The 14,028-nt window shown below is 29.2% G+C and carries 18 protein-coding genes and 1 pseudogene; 11 read left to right on the top strand and 8 right to left on the bottom strand.

What is annotated here, in order from left to right; all coding sequences use genetic code 11:
- Nucleotides 1–2 precede the first annotated feature (2 nt).
- From FBF15_RS01005 to FBF15_RS01030, 6 genes are all read left to right on the top strand, one after another.
- Complete coding sequence (locus FBF15_RS01005) at nucleotides 3–509, top strand: DUF4376 domain-containing protein (RefSeq protein WP_002855083.1); 507 nt, start codon at nucleotides 3–5, stop codon at nucleotides 507–509.
- A complete protein-coding gene (locus FBF15_RS01010) occupies nucleotides 506–877 on the top strand; it encodes a DUF1353 domain-containing protein (protein ID WP_002938257.1) in 372 nt (123 codons plus the stop codon). Before FBF15_RS01005 ends, FBF15_RS01010 begins: the two co-directional genes overlap by 4 nt.
- 99 nt (nucleotides 878–976) lie before the next feature.
- Complete coding sequence (locus tag FBF15_RS01015) at nucleotides 977–1,990, top strand: hypothetical protein (protein WP_052788897.1); 1,014 nt, start codon at nucleotides 977–979, stop codon at nucleotides 1,988–1,990.
- A gap of 11 nt (nucleotides 1,991–2,001) precedes the next feature.
- Complete coding sequence (locus FBF15_RS01020; RefSeq protein ID WP_052788898.1) at nucleotides 2,002–3,195, top strand: phage tail sheath family protein; 1,194 nt, start codon at nucleotides 2,002–2,004, stop codon at nucleotides 3,193–3,195.
- A 26-nt stretch (nucleotides 3,196–3,221) separates the two neighbouring features.
- The gene (locus FBF15_RS01025; RefSeq protein WP_002865376.1) at nucleotides 3,222–3,731 is read left to right on the top strand and encodes a phage major tail tube protein; all 510 of its coding nucleotides are present in this window, start codon (nucleotides 3,222–3,224) and stop codon (nucleotides 3,729–3,731) included.
- 152 nt (nucleotides 3,732–3,883) lie between these two features.
- A complete protein-coding gene (locus FBF15_RS01030; protein ID WP_002843342.1) occupies nucleotides 3,884–4,123 on the top strand; it encodes a phage tail assembly protein in 240 nt (79 codons plus the stop codon).
- Nucleotides 4,124–4,234: 111 nt separating this feature from the next.
- Here the strand turns inward: FBF15_RS01030 and FBF15_RS01035 are convergent, their stop codons facing one another.
- Nucleotides 4,235–4,540: a hypothetical protein gene (locus tag FBF15_RS01035; RefSeq protein WP_002784655.1), complete on the bottom strand. Its 306-nt coding sequence runs from the start codon at nucleotides 4,538–4,540 to the stop codon at nucleotides 4,235–4,237.
- Between the two features lie 41 nt (nucleotides 4,541–4,581).
- On the opposite strand from FBF15_RS01035, the gene FBF15_RS01040 reads away from it, so the two are divergent.
- The 3 genes from FBF15_RS01040 (at nucleotide 4,582) to FBF15_RS01050 (ending at nucleotide 8,216) form a co-directional block, all read left to right on the top strand.
- Complete coding sequence (locus FBF15_RS01040) at nucleotides 4,582–6,804, top strand: phage tail tape measure protein (protein ID WP_052799370.1); 2,223 nt, start codon at nucleotides 4,582–4,584, stop codon at nucleotides 6,802–6,804.
- Nucleotides 6,805–6,807: 3 nt separating this feature from the next.
- Complete coding sequence (locus FBF15_RS01045) at nucleotides 6,808–7,296, top strand: phage virion morphogenesis protein (RefSeq protein WP_052778459.1); 489 nt, start codon at nucleotides 6,808–6,810, stop codon at nucleotides 7,294–7,296.
- 104 nt (nucleotides 7,297–7,400) lie between these two features.
- Nucleotides 7,401–8,216, top strand: coding sequence for a DNA adenine methylase (locus FBF15_RS01050; RefSeq protein WP_002870153.1), 816 nt, complete (start codon nucleotides 7,401–7,403; stop codon nucleotides 8,214–8,216).
- Nucleotides 8,217–8,243: 27 nt separating this feature from the next.
- Here FBF15_RS01050 and FBF15_RS01055 read toward each other — a convergent pair whose 3' ends face one another.
- The 5 genes from FBF15_RS01055 to FBF15_RS01075 form a co-directional block, all read right to left on the bottom strand.
- The gene (locus FBF15_RS01055; RefSeq protein ID WP_002865289.1) at nucleotides 8,244–8,531 is read right to left on the bottom strand and encodes a hypothetical protein; all 288 of its coding nucleotides are present in this window, start codon (nucleotides 8,529–8,531) and stop codon (nucleotides 8,244–8,246) included.
- Nucleotides 8,532–8,610: 79 nt separating this feature from the next.
- Nucleotides 8,611–8,805: a hypothetical protein gene (locus FBF15_RS01060; protein WP_002843339.1), complete on the bottom strand. Its 195-nt coding sequence runs from the start codon at nucleotides 8,803–8,805 to the stop codon at nucleotides 8,611–8,613.
- Between the two features lie 9 nt (nucleotides 8,806–8,814).
- Nucleotides 8,815–9,135: a hypothetical protein gene (locus FBF15_RS01065; protein ID WP_038400980.1), complete on the bottom strand. Its 321-nt coding sequence runs from the start codon at nucleotides 9,133–9,135 to the stop codon at nucleotides 8,815–8,817.
- 80 nt (nucleotides 9,136–9,215) lie between these two features.
- Nucleotides 9,216–9,845 (bottom strand): S24 family peptidase, encoded by a 630-nt coding sequence (locus FBF15_RS01070; RefSeq protein WP_041160230.1) that lies wholly within the window; start codon nucleotides 9,843–9,845, stop codon nucleotides 9,216–9,218.
- 79 nt (nucleotides 9,846–9,924) lie between these two features.
- Complete coding sequence (locus FBF15_RS01075; RefSeq protein WP_041160229.1) at nucleotides 9,925–11,610, bottom strand: P-loop NTPase fold protein; 1,686 nt, start codon at nucleotides 11,608–11,610, stop codon at nucleotides 9,925–9,927.
- Nucleotides 11,611–12,057: 447 nt separating this feature from the next.
- On the opposite strand from FBF15_RS01075, the pseudogene FBF15_RS09580 reads away from it, so the two are divergent.
- A pseudogene (locus FBF15_RS09580) lies at nucleotides 12,058–12,219 on the top strand (hypothetical protein); the annotation flags it as partial.
- A complete protein-coding gene (gene fldA, locus FBF15_RS01080) occupies nucleotides 12,219–12,710 on the top strand; it encodes a flavodoxin FldA (RefSeq protein ID WP_002859666.1) in 492 nt (163 codons plus the stop codon). The pseudogene FBF15_RS09580 and the gene fldA, both read left to right, overlap by 1 nt.
- 45 nt (nucleotides 12,711–12,755) lie before the next feature.
- Here the strand turns inward: fldA and FBF15_RS01085 are convergent, their stop codons facing one another.
- Nucleotides 12,756–13,286 carry a hypothetical protein gene (locus FBF15_RS01085; protein WP_032590565.1) on the bottom strand — a complete coding sequence of 177 codons (531 nt, stop codon included), beginning with the start codon at nucleotides 13,284–13,286 and terminating at the stop codon, nucleotides 12,756–12,758.
- Between the two features lie 5 nt (nucleotides 13,287–13,291).
- Nucleotides 13,292–14,002, bottom strand: a complete 711-nt coding sequence (locus tag FBF15_RS01090) for a DsbA family protein (protein ID WP_002867291.1) — start codon at nucleotides 14,000–14,002, stop codon at nucleotides 13,292–13,294.
- Nucleotides 14,003–14,028: the final 26 nt, after the last annotated feature.

Below are 14,028 nucleotides of genomic sequence, written 5' to 3' on the forward strand. Positions count from 1 at the left end.
AAATGAAATATTTTATAGACAAAAACGATAATAATCAAATTTATGCTTATGAGGATGAAGTGAGCGATGAGCAAATTAAAACAGGCTTAACACCTATTAGCGAAGAAGAATTTAACTCTTTAATAAATCCTCCTAAAAGCGAAGAAGAGCTTTTAAACGAGGCAAAAGAGTTAAAAATCAACGAGATTAATGCAAAAAAAGAAAATATTCTAAATGGTGGATTTTCTTTTAAAGGTAAAATCTATCAAAGTTCTAATGAAGATCAGTTAAGAATTAATGGAGCAGTAACCAATGCTCTTGTTAATCCTAATTTAATTCCTTATATTGATTGGATTGCGCTTGATAATTCAACTACAAGATTTAGCGTAGATGAGTTTAAACTCTTTGCAAGTAGCATGGCTTATTTTGTGCAAGAAACTATTTTTAAAGCAAGTGCTTTAAAAGAAAAAGCTAGAAATGCACAAAGCAAAGAAGAACTTGATTTAATTGTTTGGGAGAGTGAAAAATGACTAAAACAGAATTAAAAAGGGTTTGTGTAAAGCCATACGATAAGGACAGGTTTGAAGTGATTAGTGATTATGCTTTTTCTTTGCCAAATTATAAAGGCATTGTACCACAAGGCTTTAAAACTGATGGTGCAAGTATCCCACGCCTTTTTTGGTCTTTGTTTCCACCTTTTAAAAGTGAGTATTTTAGCGCTTGTGTGGTGCATGATTTTTTATGCGAAAAAGCAAATTCAAGAACTGATTATAGGACAGCTGATTTAGCATTAAAAGAAGCTATGACTTTGCTTGGATGTTCAAGACTTAAAATCTTTGTATTTTATCATTCTTGCAATCTTTATCATGCAATAAAATGCTTGATAAAAGGAAAATAAAAAAAGGTGAGCTACCCACGCAGTGGGACGGGGGCTTTAGCAAAAGCGACTTTGGGCGGATTTTATTCGCACAAAGTGAAAGCATAAAAAGGAGTTAAAATGAAAGATTATGGAATTTCTTTTATTCCAGATATTAATCAAGGCTCAAAAGAGCCAAGTGAACCTATAGTTAGTGATAAGCTTAATGCTCAAAAAGTTAATGAGCTTATAGATAAAAAACTAAAACTTTTTAAAGAAGAGCTTGTTAATAAAGAGGAGCTTAAAAGTCTCATTCAAGAGATTTTAAAAGATGAGGGTTTTCAAAATACAAACATAAAAATATCAAAAACTCCACCTAACTACAATACACAAGCTAAAGTAGGAGAAATTTGGGCGGTTGTAGAAAGTAAAAAGCAATTATTTATTTGCACTGCTAATGATAATGATTTTACAAGCTGGGTTGATTTACTAGGAGATGGTAGCAATGATATTATCCCTAAAGAAAAAATCATTATCACATTTGATAACACTACCACAGGTGGACAATATGGGGGTTGTATGAGTGATTTAAGATTTGGTTTTGAAAATGGTTTTGCTACTCCAAATAAAGTTCAAGATGAGTATGAAAACGCAAAATTTACTATGACTAAAGATGGTAATGGTCTTAATAGAAGCGATTTTACTATAGATTCTAATCCTATTGCAGGAGAAAACCAAATTTTAGGAACGATTAAGACAAGTGGTATTTATCAAGAAACCTATCACAAAATCGCCCATGTGTTTAAAAAATATAATGGTGGCGCTGATGAGTGTTGCTTATGGTCTAGTTCAGGAAGTAGAGAGGTAAGCATAGAACTTGAAAATACACCAATGCCTAATAAGCTTTTTGCTAGAGGTAATGGATATTATGGTCAAACAGAAATTACCAATGTAAGAGTAAAAAAATCCATTTTTATAGGTGAGCAAGAAATTCAAAGTGAAGATTTTAATGTTGAAAAGTTAGAAGCTAGTTCTGATACTTATGGAGATTATGCTTTTTTATTTGAAATTTCTAAACAAGATCAAATTGTTATGAAAAAAGAGCTTAATTTAAATCCTAAAAAAACAAAAAATACAAAAAATATAAAGAAATAAGGAGTGAAATAATGGCAGCAAATTATGGAGTTAATTTTAATATCAGTAATGGTGCGGCAAGTCCTATAAAAGTGCAAAGTGATACACCTATTGGTATTGCAGCAGCAATTAAAGGTGCAAGTAAAGAAATGATTTATTCAAAGGCTGGTTATGAAAACGTGGAAGCTATGCCAATCTTTGCCTTTTCTAACATAAGTAAAGCAAAAGAGTTTGTATCTGATTTGATTAAAGATAATTCTTTGCAAGATTTTCGTTTGCTTGACACCCTAGAATGTATCAATCTGCAAAATGTAAGTAATGTAATTATTATTAGTTTTTTTGAAGAAAGCGAGGAAAGTGAAAACACTTTAACCAATATTGTTAATGCCATAGAAGCTTTTAAAAAAGCCAAGCATAAAACAGGTTTTTCTCCTGATATTATCATTGCTCCTTATTACTCACATGAAGCAGGAGTAAAGGCTAAGCTTGAAAGTGTGGCAAGTTCTATGAATATCACAGCTATTGTGGATCTTTACGCTACAAATGTTGGCGAAGCCATTAATACAATGGAGGCTTTTAGCTCTAAAAGATTAATTGCCACTTGGCCTTGGGTACAAATCTTAAATACACAAGGAAAATACGCTTATGTTCCACAAAGCCCATTTATTGCAGGACTTATAGCTCATACTGATGGGGATAAAGAATACGGCTTTAGTGATTCTTATTCTAATCGTGTGATGAATGGAGTTACAGGAGTAGAACATTTTATTGACTTTGTTATGGGTGAGGATTGTGATGCGGATAGATTAAGAAATGCTCATATCTCAACTTGTATTTTAGCTGAAGGTTATAGAACTTGGGGTGGGGAAACAAGTGATGAGGATACCATCTGGCAAGATTTAGCTCGTGTAAGAACTTTTGATCGCATAGCCCTAGCAGGACAAAAAGCAGCTTTCAAGGCTATTGATAAAAAAGCAAGCCAGTTATATTTTATAAAAATCAGTATCGAGGAACTTTTAAGAGATTTAAAAGGAGCTAAGGTTTTAATTGGCTATGAGGTAAGCTGGGATGAAGAAAGAAACACAGATGCCAATGTGAGTGCTGGGAAGTTTTATTTAAATATTAAGATGATGAATAACCCAATTGTAAAACAAATCACTTTAGAGTTTATCTACTCTGATGAGTGGGCGAGTGATTTGATTAAAACTATTAGTGCGGATAGTTAATAAATTTTTAAAAGGAGAAAATAAAAATGAAAAGAATAATTGGCGAAGTTATACAGGAAGGTAATATTTATATAGATGGTCAAGGTTATCTTGGAGTGGTTAGAAATTTAAAATTGCCTGATATAGAACAAGAGATGATTGAAACCAAAGGAGTTTTAGGAGCAAATTATAGTAGCGGGGTTTTAAAGCCTTTAGAAATTAGCTTTAAATTAGCCGTTGTTGATCCAGTGCTTTATGCGGCTTTCTTTCATACTACTTTTAGCGAGATTAAAGCTCCTTTGCTTTTTAGAGAAAGTGTTCACAAAGGTGGAAAAAACTATGGTATTAGTGCTGAGTTTTTAGGAGAGTTTATAAGCATAAGTGAAAGTGATCATGAAAGTGGAAAAGAGGTGGAAGCTGAAATTAAAATGGCAGTTCATTTTTACATGCAACGCCGCAATAACATTCCAATCATTACCTACGATCATAAAAACACTATTTTAATGATAAATGGGGTGGATATGATGAGTGATGTAAGAAGCAATTTAACCCTTTAAACACTGATTAATCGGAGTTTAATTAACAATACTGGGATTTTAGGATTAAAGTTTGGCTTTTTGGGCATTGCGTAGCAATGGGTGGGGAGGCCTTTAGTTGCTTCTCAGGCGGAATTACTTCCGCTATAAAGAAGGATAAAAAGGAAAGAAAAATGAAAGAAAAAATAATCAAACTTGAAAATGGCGAAGAATTAAAAATGAGAGAGCCAAATGTGCGTGTATTAAAAAACGCCACTAATAAAAGTGAAAAAGAAATGGAGCAAACTATTTGTATGATAGCTGCACTTACCAATAAGCAAGAAAGTGAAATTGAAGATTTGAATCTTAAAGATTTTAAAGCTTTACAGGACGCTCTTAAAGATTTTTTGGTAGAAGCAGGAGTTATAGCTTAGAGGCTATAGCTCTTATAAGTCATACTTTGCATTGGGGATTAAATGAAGTTTTAGATTTAAGCTTAGATGAGTTTGAAGAAGCTTTGGAAATTTCAAAAGAATTTTTAAAGGCTAAGAGTTTTTGATTGTTTTATTTTTCAAAAAATAAATTTTTAAAATAGCAAAAAGAATAAAATCTAAACTTATTACAATTAGCCAAGTGGGTAAAATAAGCAATAAAGCAATGGGTGGCATAATCATCACTAAAATAGCAGTTATGATAATGCTTGCAAAATAAGAAAAAATAAAAATAGCCATTATATTAAAAAAACCATCACTTGCACTTTGATAGCTTATGTAAAAAGCAGGTATGAGCGTTGTTAATAATAAGGCAATATGTGAAATTATATCATCGTTAATAAATTTTAAAACTTTCATAGTAAAGATTTTAAAATACAATAGCTTAAAAAGGGTTGAATATGGAAAATGCTGGAAGTATTGGAATTGGTGTTATTTTAGGACTAGCGATTAAAAACGCAAGTGCTGTTGGCAAGGTAGTTAAAGATTTTAGCAATTTAGAAAAAATAGCAGCAAAAACTAAACTCGGCATTAGTGGATTGCAAAAAGAATTAAACACTCTTAAACTCAATGCCAATTTAAGAGCGGAATTAAAAGCTCAAAGAAAAGGTTTGCAAGATGAGCTTTTTTCTCTAGGAAATATAATAAGTGGTGGTATTGTAGGGAAAAGTATAAAAGTTGGTATTGATTTTGAAAGTGCTATGGCTGATGTAAAAAAAGTAACAGATCTTAGTGAAGGTCATACACTAGAAGGCTTAAAACAAGATATTTTAGATTTATCCAAAAAACTTCCTATGACAGCAGAAGAAATTGCAAATATAGTGGCAGAGGGTGGAAAACTTGGTCTTGCCTCTAAAGAAGCTTTGGAGTTTGGTAAAACTGCTACTGCTATGGGTGTTGCTTTTGAAATGAGTGCCAATGAAGCAGGAGAAGCCATAGGTGGTCTTATGGCAAACCTTCAAACCGATGTTAAAGGCATTAAAGATTTAGGTGATAGCATTAACTATTTAGCTGATAAAGGTTCAAGTGATGCCAAAAATATAGTAAATATTGTGAGCAGAATTGGAGGAATGGGAAATCTTATAGGACTTCAAAGAGAAAACATGGCAGCTCTTGCTGCTACGCTTGATGAAGTAAAGATCCCAGCTGAAGTTGCAGGGACTGCTATTTCTAGCATGTTTACTAAACTTTCAACTGCTGATACTTTAGGAGCTAAGGCAGAAGAAGCTTTTTCACAATTAGGTCTTAGCGGGGAGTTTATGAAAAAAGCTTTAAATCGAAATTCGCAAGAAGCAATCAATATTTTACTTTCACGAATAAAAACGCTTGATAAAGAGTCTCAAATAGGTGTTATTACTAATATTTTTGGCAATGATAGTGGCACGATTAGAGCCATGGCAACTTTAGTTAATGGTTATGATCGTTATCAAGAGCTTTTAAAGATGACAAATTCAGAAGAGAAGAAAGGTTCAATGGATAAAGAGCTTATTAATAAGTGTGAGACTACAGCTTCTATATTAAAAATTTTAGGAAATAATATAAGTGCTTTGGCGATTAAATTTTCAGATGCTTTACTCCCTGTAGTTAAATTAGTCGCTTCAGGATTTAGCTTTGTAATTGATATAGTAGATACCTTACTTTCAAAATTTCCAGTGCTTAGTACCATCGTAGCTACAGCTACAACAGTTTTTTTGCTCGCCAAACCTGCAGTCTTAGCTTATGCTATTGCTAAAAACTATCTTAAAGATTGCACCATTTTACTTAAAAGTGCTTTGATTAAAACAAGAATACATCTTTTAGCTTTTCGTAATTCTTGTATATTATCTAATATTACTTTAAAAGCAAAAACCGTCACAACTACTATTTACACAACCTCCCTTAAAGCCTTATCTTTTGTTTTAGGTGGGCTTAATAAAGTTTTTAAAGCCGTAGCTATTGGTATTAGAGTGTTAAGCATGGCTATGATGAGTAATCCCATTGGTCTTATTTTAGGGGGCATTGCAATAGTGGCTGGGCTTATTATTGCAAATTGGGATAAGGTTAAGTCTTGGTTTAAATCTTTTATAGAATGGCTTAAACCTGTTTGGGAGCCTATATACAATGTCATTAAAGCAGTATTTGATAAATGTGCCCTTGTATTTACAAGTTTTAAAGATATTATTATGAGTGTTGCTTCTCCATTAGCTGAGTTTTTAAATTCTATTTGGCAAGGTGTTGGCGATTTCTTTTATAGTATTTTTGGTTCTTTATTTGATTGGTTTGCTTCTAAGCTTTCTTGGGTAGGAGATATGATCTCATCTATAAGTGGCTTTATAAAAGATGCTCTTGATTTTGTAGGGCTTGGAGATGATGAAGAAGTTAAAATAAGCCAAAGTGAACAAAACAAAGAAAAAGTCTTTGCTATAAATACTTATAAAGATGAATTAGCTGAGACAAAAAGTATAAATCATACTCCAAGCTTTAATAATGGTAATATCAATGTAAGTGTTAATGGCACTTTTAACATAGCGACTAAAGATGGCAATTTTAATATGCAAGAATTTGCAAATACTATACAAAAAAGTGTATTTGACGCTTTAAGAAAGCAAGAACAAAACAAAATTAACACTACAATTTATGGATAAAATATGAGTGAATATATAGAAATAAAAGGGCTTGAAAACTTTTTTAAAGCTTGTGATAAATTAATAGATATGGATAAACACGGGCAAAGCATTATGGCGGGTGCTGGAGAGAGTATAAGAAATAGCATTATAGACTCTTTTAAAAACGAACGCAGTATTTTTAATGGAAAATGGCAAAGCTTAAAACCAGCTACCATAAAACAAAAGATAAAAGATGGTAAGAATAAAGGAATTTTAAAAAGAGATGGGGATTTAAGCAATGCTTTAAATTGGCAAAGCGAACCTACCAAAAGCGGAGTAGAAGTCTTTAATAATATACAGACTAAAAATGGCTTTAAATATGGTTATGTTCATCAATGGGGAAACAGAAAAAGAAAAATTCCTCAAAGAGCTTTTTTACCCATAGATAATAACAAAATCTTGCACCCAAGTATAAGAAGTGTGATTTATAAAGATACTAAGGATTTTATTGTAAAAATTGTTAAGAAGTGATGGCAAGGAAGACTAAAGCCTTCCTTTTTCTAAAAACTAGCAAAAGCATTATAGCTTTGTTTTTAAAGCAAAGCTTTTTTAATTTTATTTTGAAAGGAGTTTGTATGAAAAATAATACAGACAAATTTCTAAAAACTAGCACACTTACTAAACCTACAAGAACTACACTAAAAGCTCCATTTGCTTGGGTGGGTGGTAAAAACTATTTAGCTAAAGAAATCATCGCTTTAATGCCTGAGCATAAAAGCTATATTGAAGTCTTTGGTGGAGCTTTAAGTGTTTTTTATCAAAAAAGCGCTTCAAAAATAGAAGTCATTAACGACATTAACGACGAGCTTATTAATTTACATCTTTGTATAAGAAACAAACCCCAAAGCCTAGCAAATGTGCTTAATTCTATGATAATAAGTAGAAAAATCTTTCATATGCTTAAAAATAAAGAAATTAAGCCAAGAAATGACTTAGAAAGGGCTGCTTTTTATTTTTATCTTATCAGTACTTCTTTTGGTTCAAGTATGGGACAATTTGCTATGAGTAAACAAAGAGCACCAAAGAGATTATGTAGGGATTTTAGCTTACATACAAAAAGACTTAAAAATGCCAGTATTGAAAATAAAAGCTTTGAATATATTTTAAAAGAATATGATTACAATGAAGCTTTATTTTATTTAGATCCACCTTATGTAGGAACTGAGAATTATTATAAAAACACAGGAGGTTTTGGGCTAAAAGAACATGAACTTTTATGTAATTTGCTTAAAAATATCAAGGGTAAATTTATGCTTTCTTATAATGATTGTGAGCTTATAAGAGAGCTTTATAAAGATTTTAATATTAAGGAATTAAAAGTAAGGTATTCTTTAAATAATAATGTTTTAAAAAGAAAAGAAAGTAAAGAGCTTTTGATTATGAATTTTTAAAAGCTAAGAGAGTAAAAATACTCTCTTTTATTTTAGTAAAGAGCTTAAAAACTTTAGAGCTTCTTTGCTAAAATCTTTATTGCTTTCTTCTAGATACTCTTTATCTAAAATAGCACCGTATTTTAATAAAAGCAAAATCGCTCCAAAATTATTATGAGTTATTGCATAAAACATAGGTTCTTCGCCCATGCATTCTTTAGTTGCACTCATACCATTTTTAAGATATTCTAAAACAAGTTCATTGTTATGGTTGCAAATTGCGTTTATAAAAGTCTTGCTAAAACCTTTTTTGATATCTACTATTACTTTACTCATCTTATCTCCTTTTGTTTTGATAAGACAAGATTAGCTTCGCTTGGCTGAATGTGTGCTGTTGTTTGACATCTTTTTGAAATCAATTTGTATTAACCCAATCTTGCACCACATTTAATAAATGATTATAATCACTACTCATGGCTTCTTTTTGAAATTTACTTATTTCTTCTTTGCTTACACCTGCTTTTTTTAAAGCCTTGCTTACTCTTGCTAGAATACTAAAAGCATTGCCATCTTCGCCAACTAATTTCACATAAACATTAGGATATTTCATCTTTTCTCCTTAAAATTCACAAAAGGTACTTTTTAATTCGTATCTTTGTTTTTCATCATTATATTTAACTACAAATTTTCTACCTATAATATATCTTTCAAACAAAGGAACTTGTATAAGACTTTTATCTTCATTCATCTCAAATCTTTTAGCGATTGAATAAGAGTTTATGCCCATATTATAAATAGTCATAAGCTCTAATATATTATCCCTAGCAAGATAATCTTTTTCTTTTAAAAGCTTTTTGTACAAAACCCTAAATTCACTCTCTAAATCTTGTATGATTTTTTCTTTTAATTCTTTATCAGTGTAATTTTTGATATCTTTCATGTTTATCTCCTTTTTTGATAGAACAACCTTGTGTTTTACACTCTCTGTGAGATTAGCTTGACTTAGCTTATTGTGTGCTGTTACATCTTAGAAAGTTCTCCAATTACAACGCCAATTAGTAAAAAATCTCCATTTTTATAAAATATATCTTTATATAAAGGATTTAAAGAGTGTAAAATCACTCCATCATCTTGTTTTAAAACTTGTTTTATAAAAAGTCCATCTCTAGTATTAATCACACAAATGCTTTTATTTTTAAAAGCCTTATTTCTATCTATTACACAAATACTTCCATCTTTTATAAATGGCTCCATGCTTTCTCCATAGCAAGTGATAAACTCACACTCTTTACTACCAAAAAAGTTTAATAGTTTTTCATCCACAATAAGCTCAGAGCAATCTATTAAATCATTTATTCCACCTCCGCCTAAACTCGCATTTGTTTTATAAAGCTTTAAAATTTTATATTTATTCTCACATTCTAATTGATCTTTAGGAGAGCTTCCATAGAAAAAATAATTAATGTTTATATTCCTCCCATTTAAAAAGTTTAATATTTGTGGATAGGGAATGGAGTTTCTAAACTTCATTGAGTTAAAAGTATCTGGGTGGATACCTAATTCTTTAGCTATATCTTTTGTTTTTAAATCTCTTTTACCTTCACTAGCAAGTATATCTTTTAACTTTTCAATCACTTCTTGCATTTGCATTTTAAATCCTTTGATTTTAATTTCAAAGAATTTAAACATAAAATTTCAAAAAGCAAGAAAAAGATTTTATTTTGAAAGGTTATGATGTTATTAATTTTAACAAAATACAATCATGATTTTGTTCTTTGATAATTTTAAGAATTTCTTCTTTTTTTATCTTATTTTCTTCTAAATCTAAGAAATCTGAATAAGCTTGAAATAAATTATTTTTAAGATCGTATTTTTCTTGCATTTGAGTATCCATTGCACTAGAGAAAAAGATAAAAAATTCATGATAAAAATCGTTATTTATTTGAAAAGACTTTACTATGCTTTCAATCTCAAAATGATTGTATTGCCAAATATTGTTAGTGCTAAATGTTTGTCTAATTTTATCCGATGAAAGACCATTTAAAAATGAATCAATATTTATATTTTTATGTTTTTTACTTTGTAATTCTTGATAATAATTTTTATACTCTTCATTTTTCTCTATCATGTCTTTTATTTCTTTATAAAAATTTTCATGAAACAGGTCATGCAAAATTGATATATTAAATTCATATTCGACCAATTCTTTAATAAAATTTTTTTCAATATTTTTTTTACAATCTAATTCTTTACTCGTAATTTTTTTATAAAGTTTAAAAAAGCGTTGATAGTAAGTAATAGAATAATAAGCTCCGTTTTCATATATATAATTTTTAAATTTTGGAAACAAATCTTCTATATATTTTGCAAAATCTATATCATTTAAATTGCCATATAAGTATTTCTTATGATAATCTAGAAAGTACATTCTATTATAATTTTTTAAGCTATTTTTAAAATTATTTTTTAAAATACTCAACTTTTCCTGACTTAAAACATAATAATTATTAAAATATTCTTGAAATATTGGAATATTGATATTTTTATCGTGATCATTGATAGGTATGCAATAATGTTGTTTTGTGTATTTTAATAAATCTTGATAATAAATATTTAACACCATATAAAAGAGCTTATCGCTATGATATTGATTGAAACATTCTTCATTAAAATAATTTATATATTCTATAAATTTTAAGAGTAGTCTTAAATTATTACTACAGAATCGTTGATAACATTCAAAAATTATATTTTGTACTTTTTCATCACATTCTATTTTATTAGAAATAATACTATTAGCTACCTTGCTATTATCATTTATGACAAACTCATAATCGATAATTTTTTCTTTGTATGTTTGATACCAGTTTTTACTATTATCTTGTTTAGCTTGTTTTTCTTTATCATTTATAGCTGAATTATTGTCTTGTTCTTCTAATTCACCTTTATGAAAAATCATAACAACATTACATTCTTTTTCTTCTTTAAGTAAATTTACAAGTCCTAAAATTTCTTTCAAAGAAAGATTATCTGATCTTCTTTCTATATTATCGAAACACACAATAATATTATTAAAGTCTTCCTTTTTTAAAAAGGAAAAAATAGCATCAGGGTTAATGTTAATTGTTCCAGCAGATTTTATTTTTGCAATTTTGGTTGTAATTTGTGAAAAAGTATTCATTATTTTATTGTAGTTTCCATGGATTTTAAAAACTATTTCTTCTAATATTTGTTTATAACTTTCTTTGCCAAAAAGATCTATATAAACAACTTTTTTATCTTTATTAACTTTGGAAAGTTTCTTTTCAACTTGTTTCCATAGATGAGTTTTACCTACACCCCAAGGTCCATTTATAGCTAAACATTTTTTAGATTTTTTATTTAAAAAATTTGCAATATTATCAATCTTATTCATTATACACTCCTATAAAATATTTGTGTAATTATATAAAAATATTTAAGTTTTCTATGTAACTATCCTCCAAACCTTAAAGTCATAGATAGTTACATGCTATTTTTGTATAAAAGATGGTTAAACTATGATTATATAGTGTTTTATAAGGATAGTTACATAACCAAGAAAACATAAGAATATTTTAAACAAAAATGTAACTATCCTAGAGAGTAAAAAACACTTTTGGGATATAAAAATTAAAATCAAAGCTCGTATTTATCCGCCTTTTAAACAGTATTTAATTGCTTTTTGGGATAAAAGGGACATTTTGGGATATTTGGGATATTTTACGCTTTAGATCGGGAAAGATAAAAAGTCATTTTTATATGCTTTAAAAGCCTATTATTTGGTATTTTTACTAAAATTATTTAGGGATAGTTACATGTTCTTTTTAAAATACCCCTTACATTAATAAAAGAAAACAATTTTGAAAAATTTTATATTGTTTGTCCGCGTAACAAAAATTTCACACATTTTATTGAAATAAAACATTTTTTGTGTGATTTAAACAAAACTATGTTAAAATTAGTTCCGTATAAAATATCAAATCAAATTATAAGGAGAAAATAATGTCAGTAGCAGTAATCTATGGTAGTGCTATGGGAAATACAGAAGGAGCGGCTAATACAATTGCTTCAAAACTTGGAATTAGCGATGTTTTTAATATCTCAGATATTGATGCGGCTAAAATGAATTCTTACGATAAATTAATTTGTGGAACTTCAACTTGGGGAAGTGGTGATTTACAAGATGATTGGGATGGTTTTGATTTTTCAGGGCTTAGTCTCGGTGGAAAAACCGTAGCTGTATTTGGTATGGGTGATAGTGAAAGTTATTCTGATACTTTTTGTGGTGGCATGGGTAAATTAGCTCAAAATTTAAAAGATGCAGGCGCAAATTTGGTAGGAGAAGTTTCAACTGATGGTTATACATTTGAAGCAAGTGATGCGGTTGTAGATGGTAAATTTGTTGGACTTGCTCTTGACAATGATAATCAAGAAGATCAAACTGAATCAAGAATTGATGCTTGGATAGAACAAATCAAACCTTATTTTGCTTAATAATTCTTAAAATCAAGAGTTTTTATACTCTTGATTGTCTTTTTCTTAAAAATAAAAAAAACTCACTATTTGATTTATAATTTTATTTTTTAAAGATAATTGACAGCGTTCTTTATTTCCAAGATAAGCTGTTCTTGCAAGAAGACTTGTTTTTTGAGAATTGTGATTTTTAGAGTTGATTTGTAAATTAACTTGCATAGTATAGTAGTTTTCTACCATCCATTCTCCATCGCTTTCCAAAGGATCAAAATCATAAAAAAATCTTGCTGAAGTTGTGATTTTTTGAGCATAAGAATGCTTTTTCATATCTACAAGATTGATTAAAATTTCATAATCTGCATTCTCTTTTACTTCTTTTAAGCCTAAATTTTTAAGTTTTAAAGCCAAATCTCTATCTAGAGTAGTTTGAAGTTGACTAGGATTTTGAAAGGAAATTTTAAAACTTTGTTGTTTTTGTGATCTGATAAAAATGCCTTCATTGCTTGTTTGAATAAAGCTTTGTGTGAAAGTTGTATTGGTGCAAGCACTCATAAAGAGTGTTATAAAAAAGCTTAAAATTAAAGTAATTTTAGACATTAGGTTTATTTAATAATAGTTGGAGTAGCGCTAAGACCTAATGAGCGATATTTTTCATATAAGGAAAAAACTTCTTTTAATTCTGCATCGCTTACTTTTGGATAATTTTTGATATTTGCATCATAGTATTTGTTTAAAATTGCGATTTTTTCTTTATCATTTTTTGCTTTTTTTGCTTCTTTGTAGATTAGAGCGGATTTTTCAAAAGCAGATTTTCCATGTACTGGAGTTAAAATATAATTAACTTGATAGTTTTTAAGTTCATTATCAATTTGAGCTAAATGTTCTCTACAATAAGGGCATTCAGGATCTGAAAAAACATAAATTGCGGGTTTATTTTTATCTCCTAAAGCTATTACCATGGTTTCTTTTTGTGCTACAGCTTTAGCATTTTTTGTAAAATTTTCTCTTGCTTCTTGAAATTTTTTCATTTCATATTCTTGAGCATAAGAAATTCCCGTTTTCAAGTCGATAAGATCAGGGGTAATAAGACTATCTTTTGTAAAAAGAATGTTTTCTTGTTTTTGTCCATTTAATTCAACGCTTACAATAACACTTTCAAAACCCGTATTACCAACCTTTTGACGATTTGATACACTAACGGTAGCATTTGGAAATTGTGCTTTAATGCTTTTTGAATAAAAATCACTAATTTCTGAATTACTTGCAGCAAACAAAGATGCTGAACAGGCAAGAATTAAACTTAATTTTTTCATAGTTTATAAATCCTTTAAATAAATTA

The organism is Campylobacter sp. CFSAN093233, assembly GCF_011068165.1.
Lineage (GTDB): Bacteria > Campylobacterota > Campylobacteria > Campylobacterales > Campylobacteraceae > Campylobacter_D > Campylobacter_D jejuni.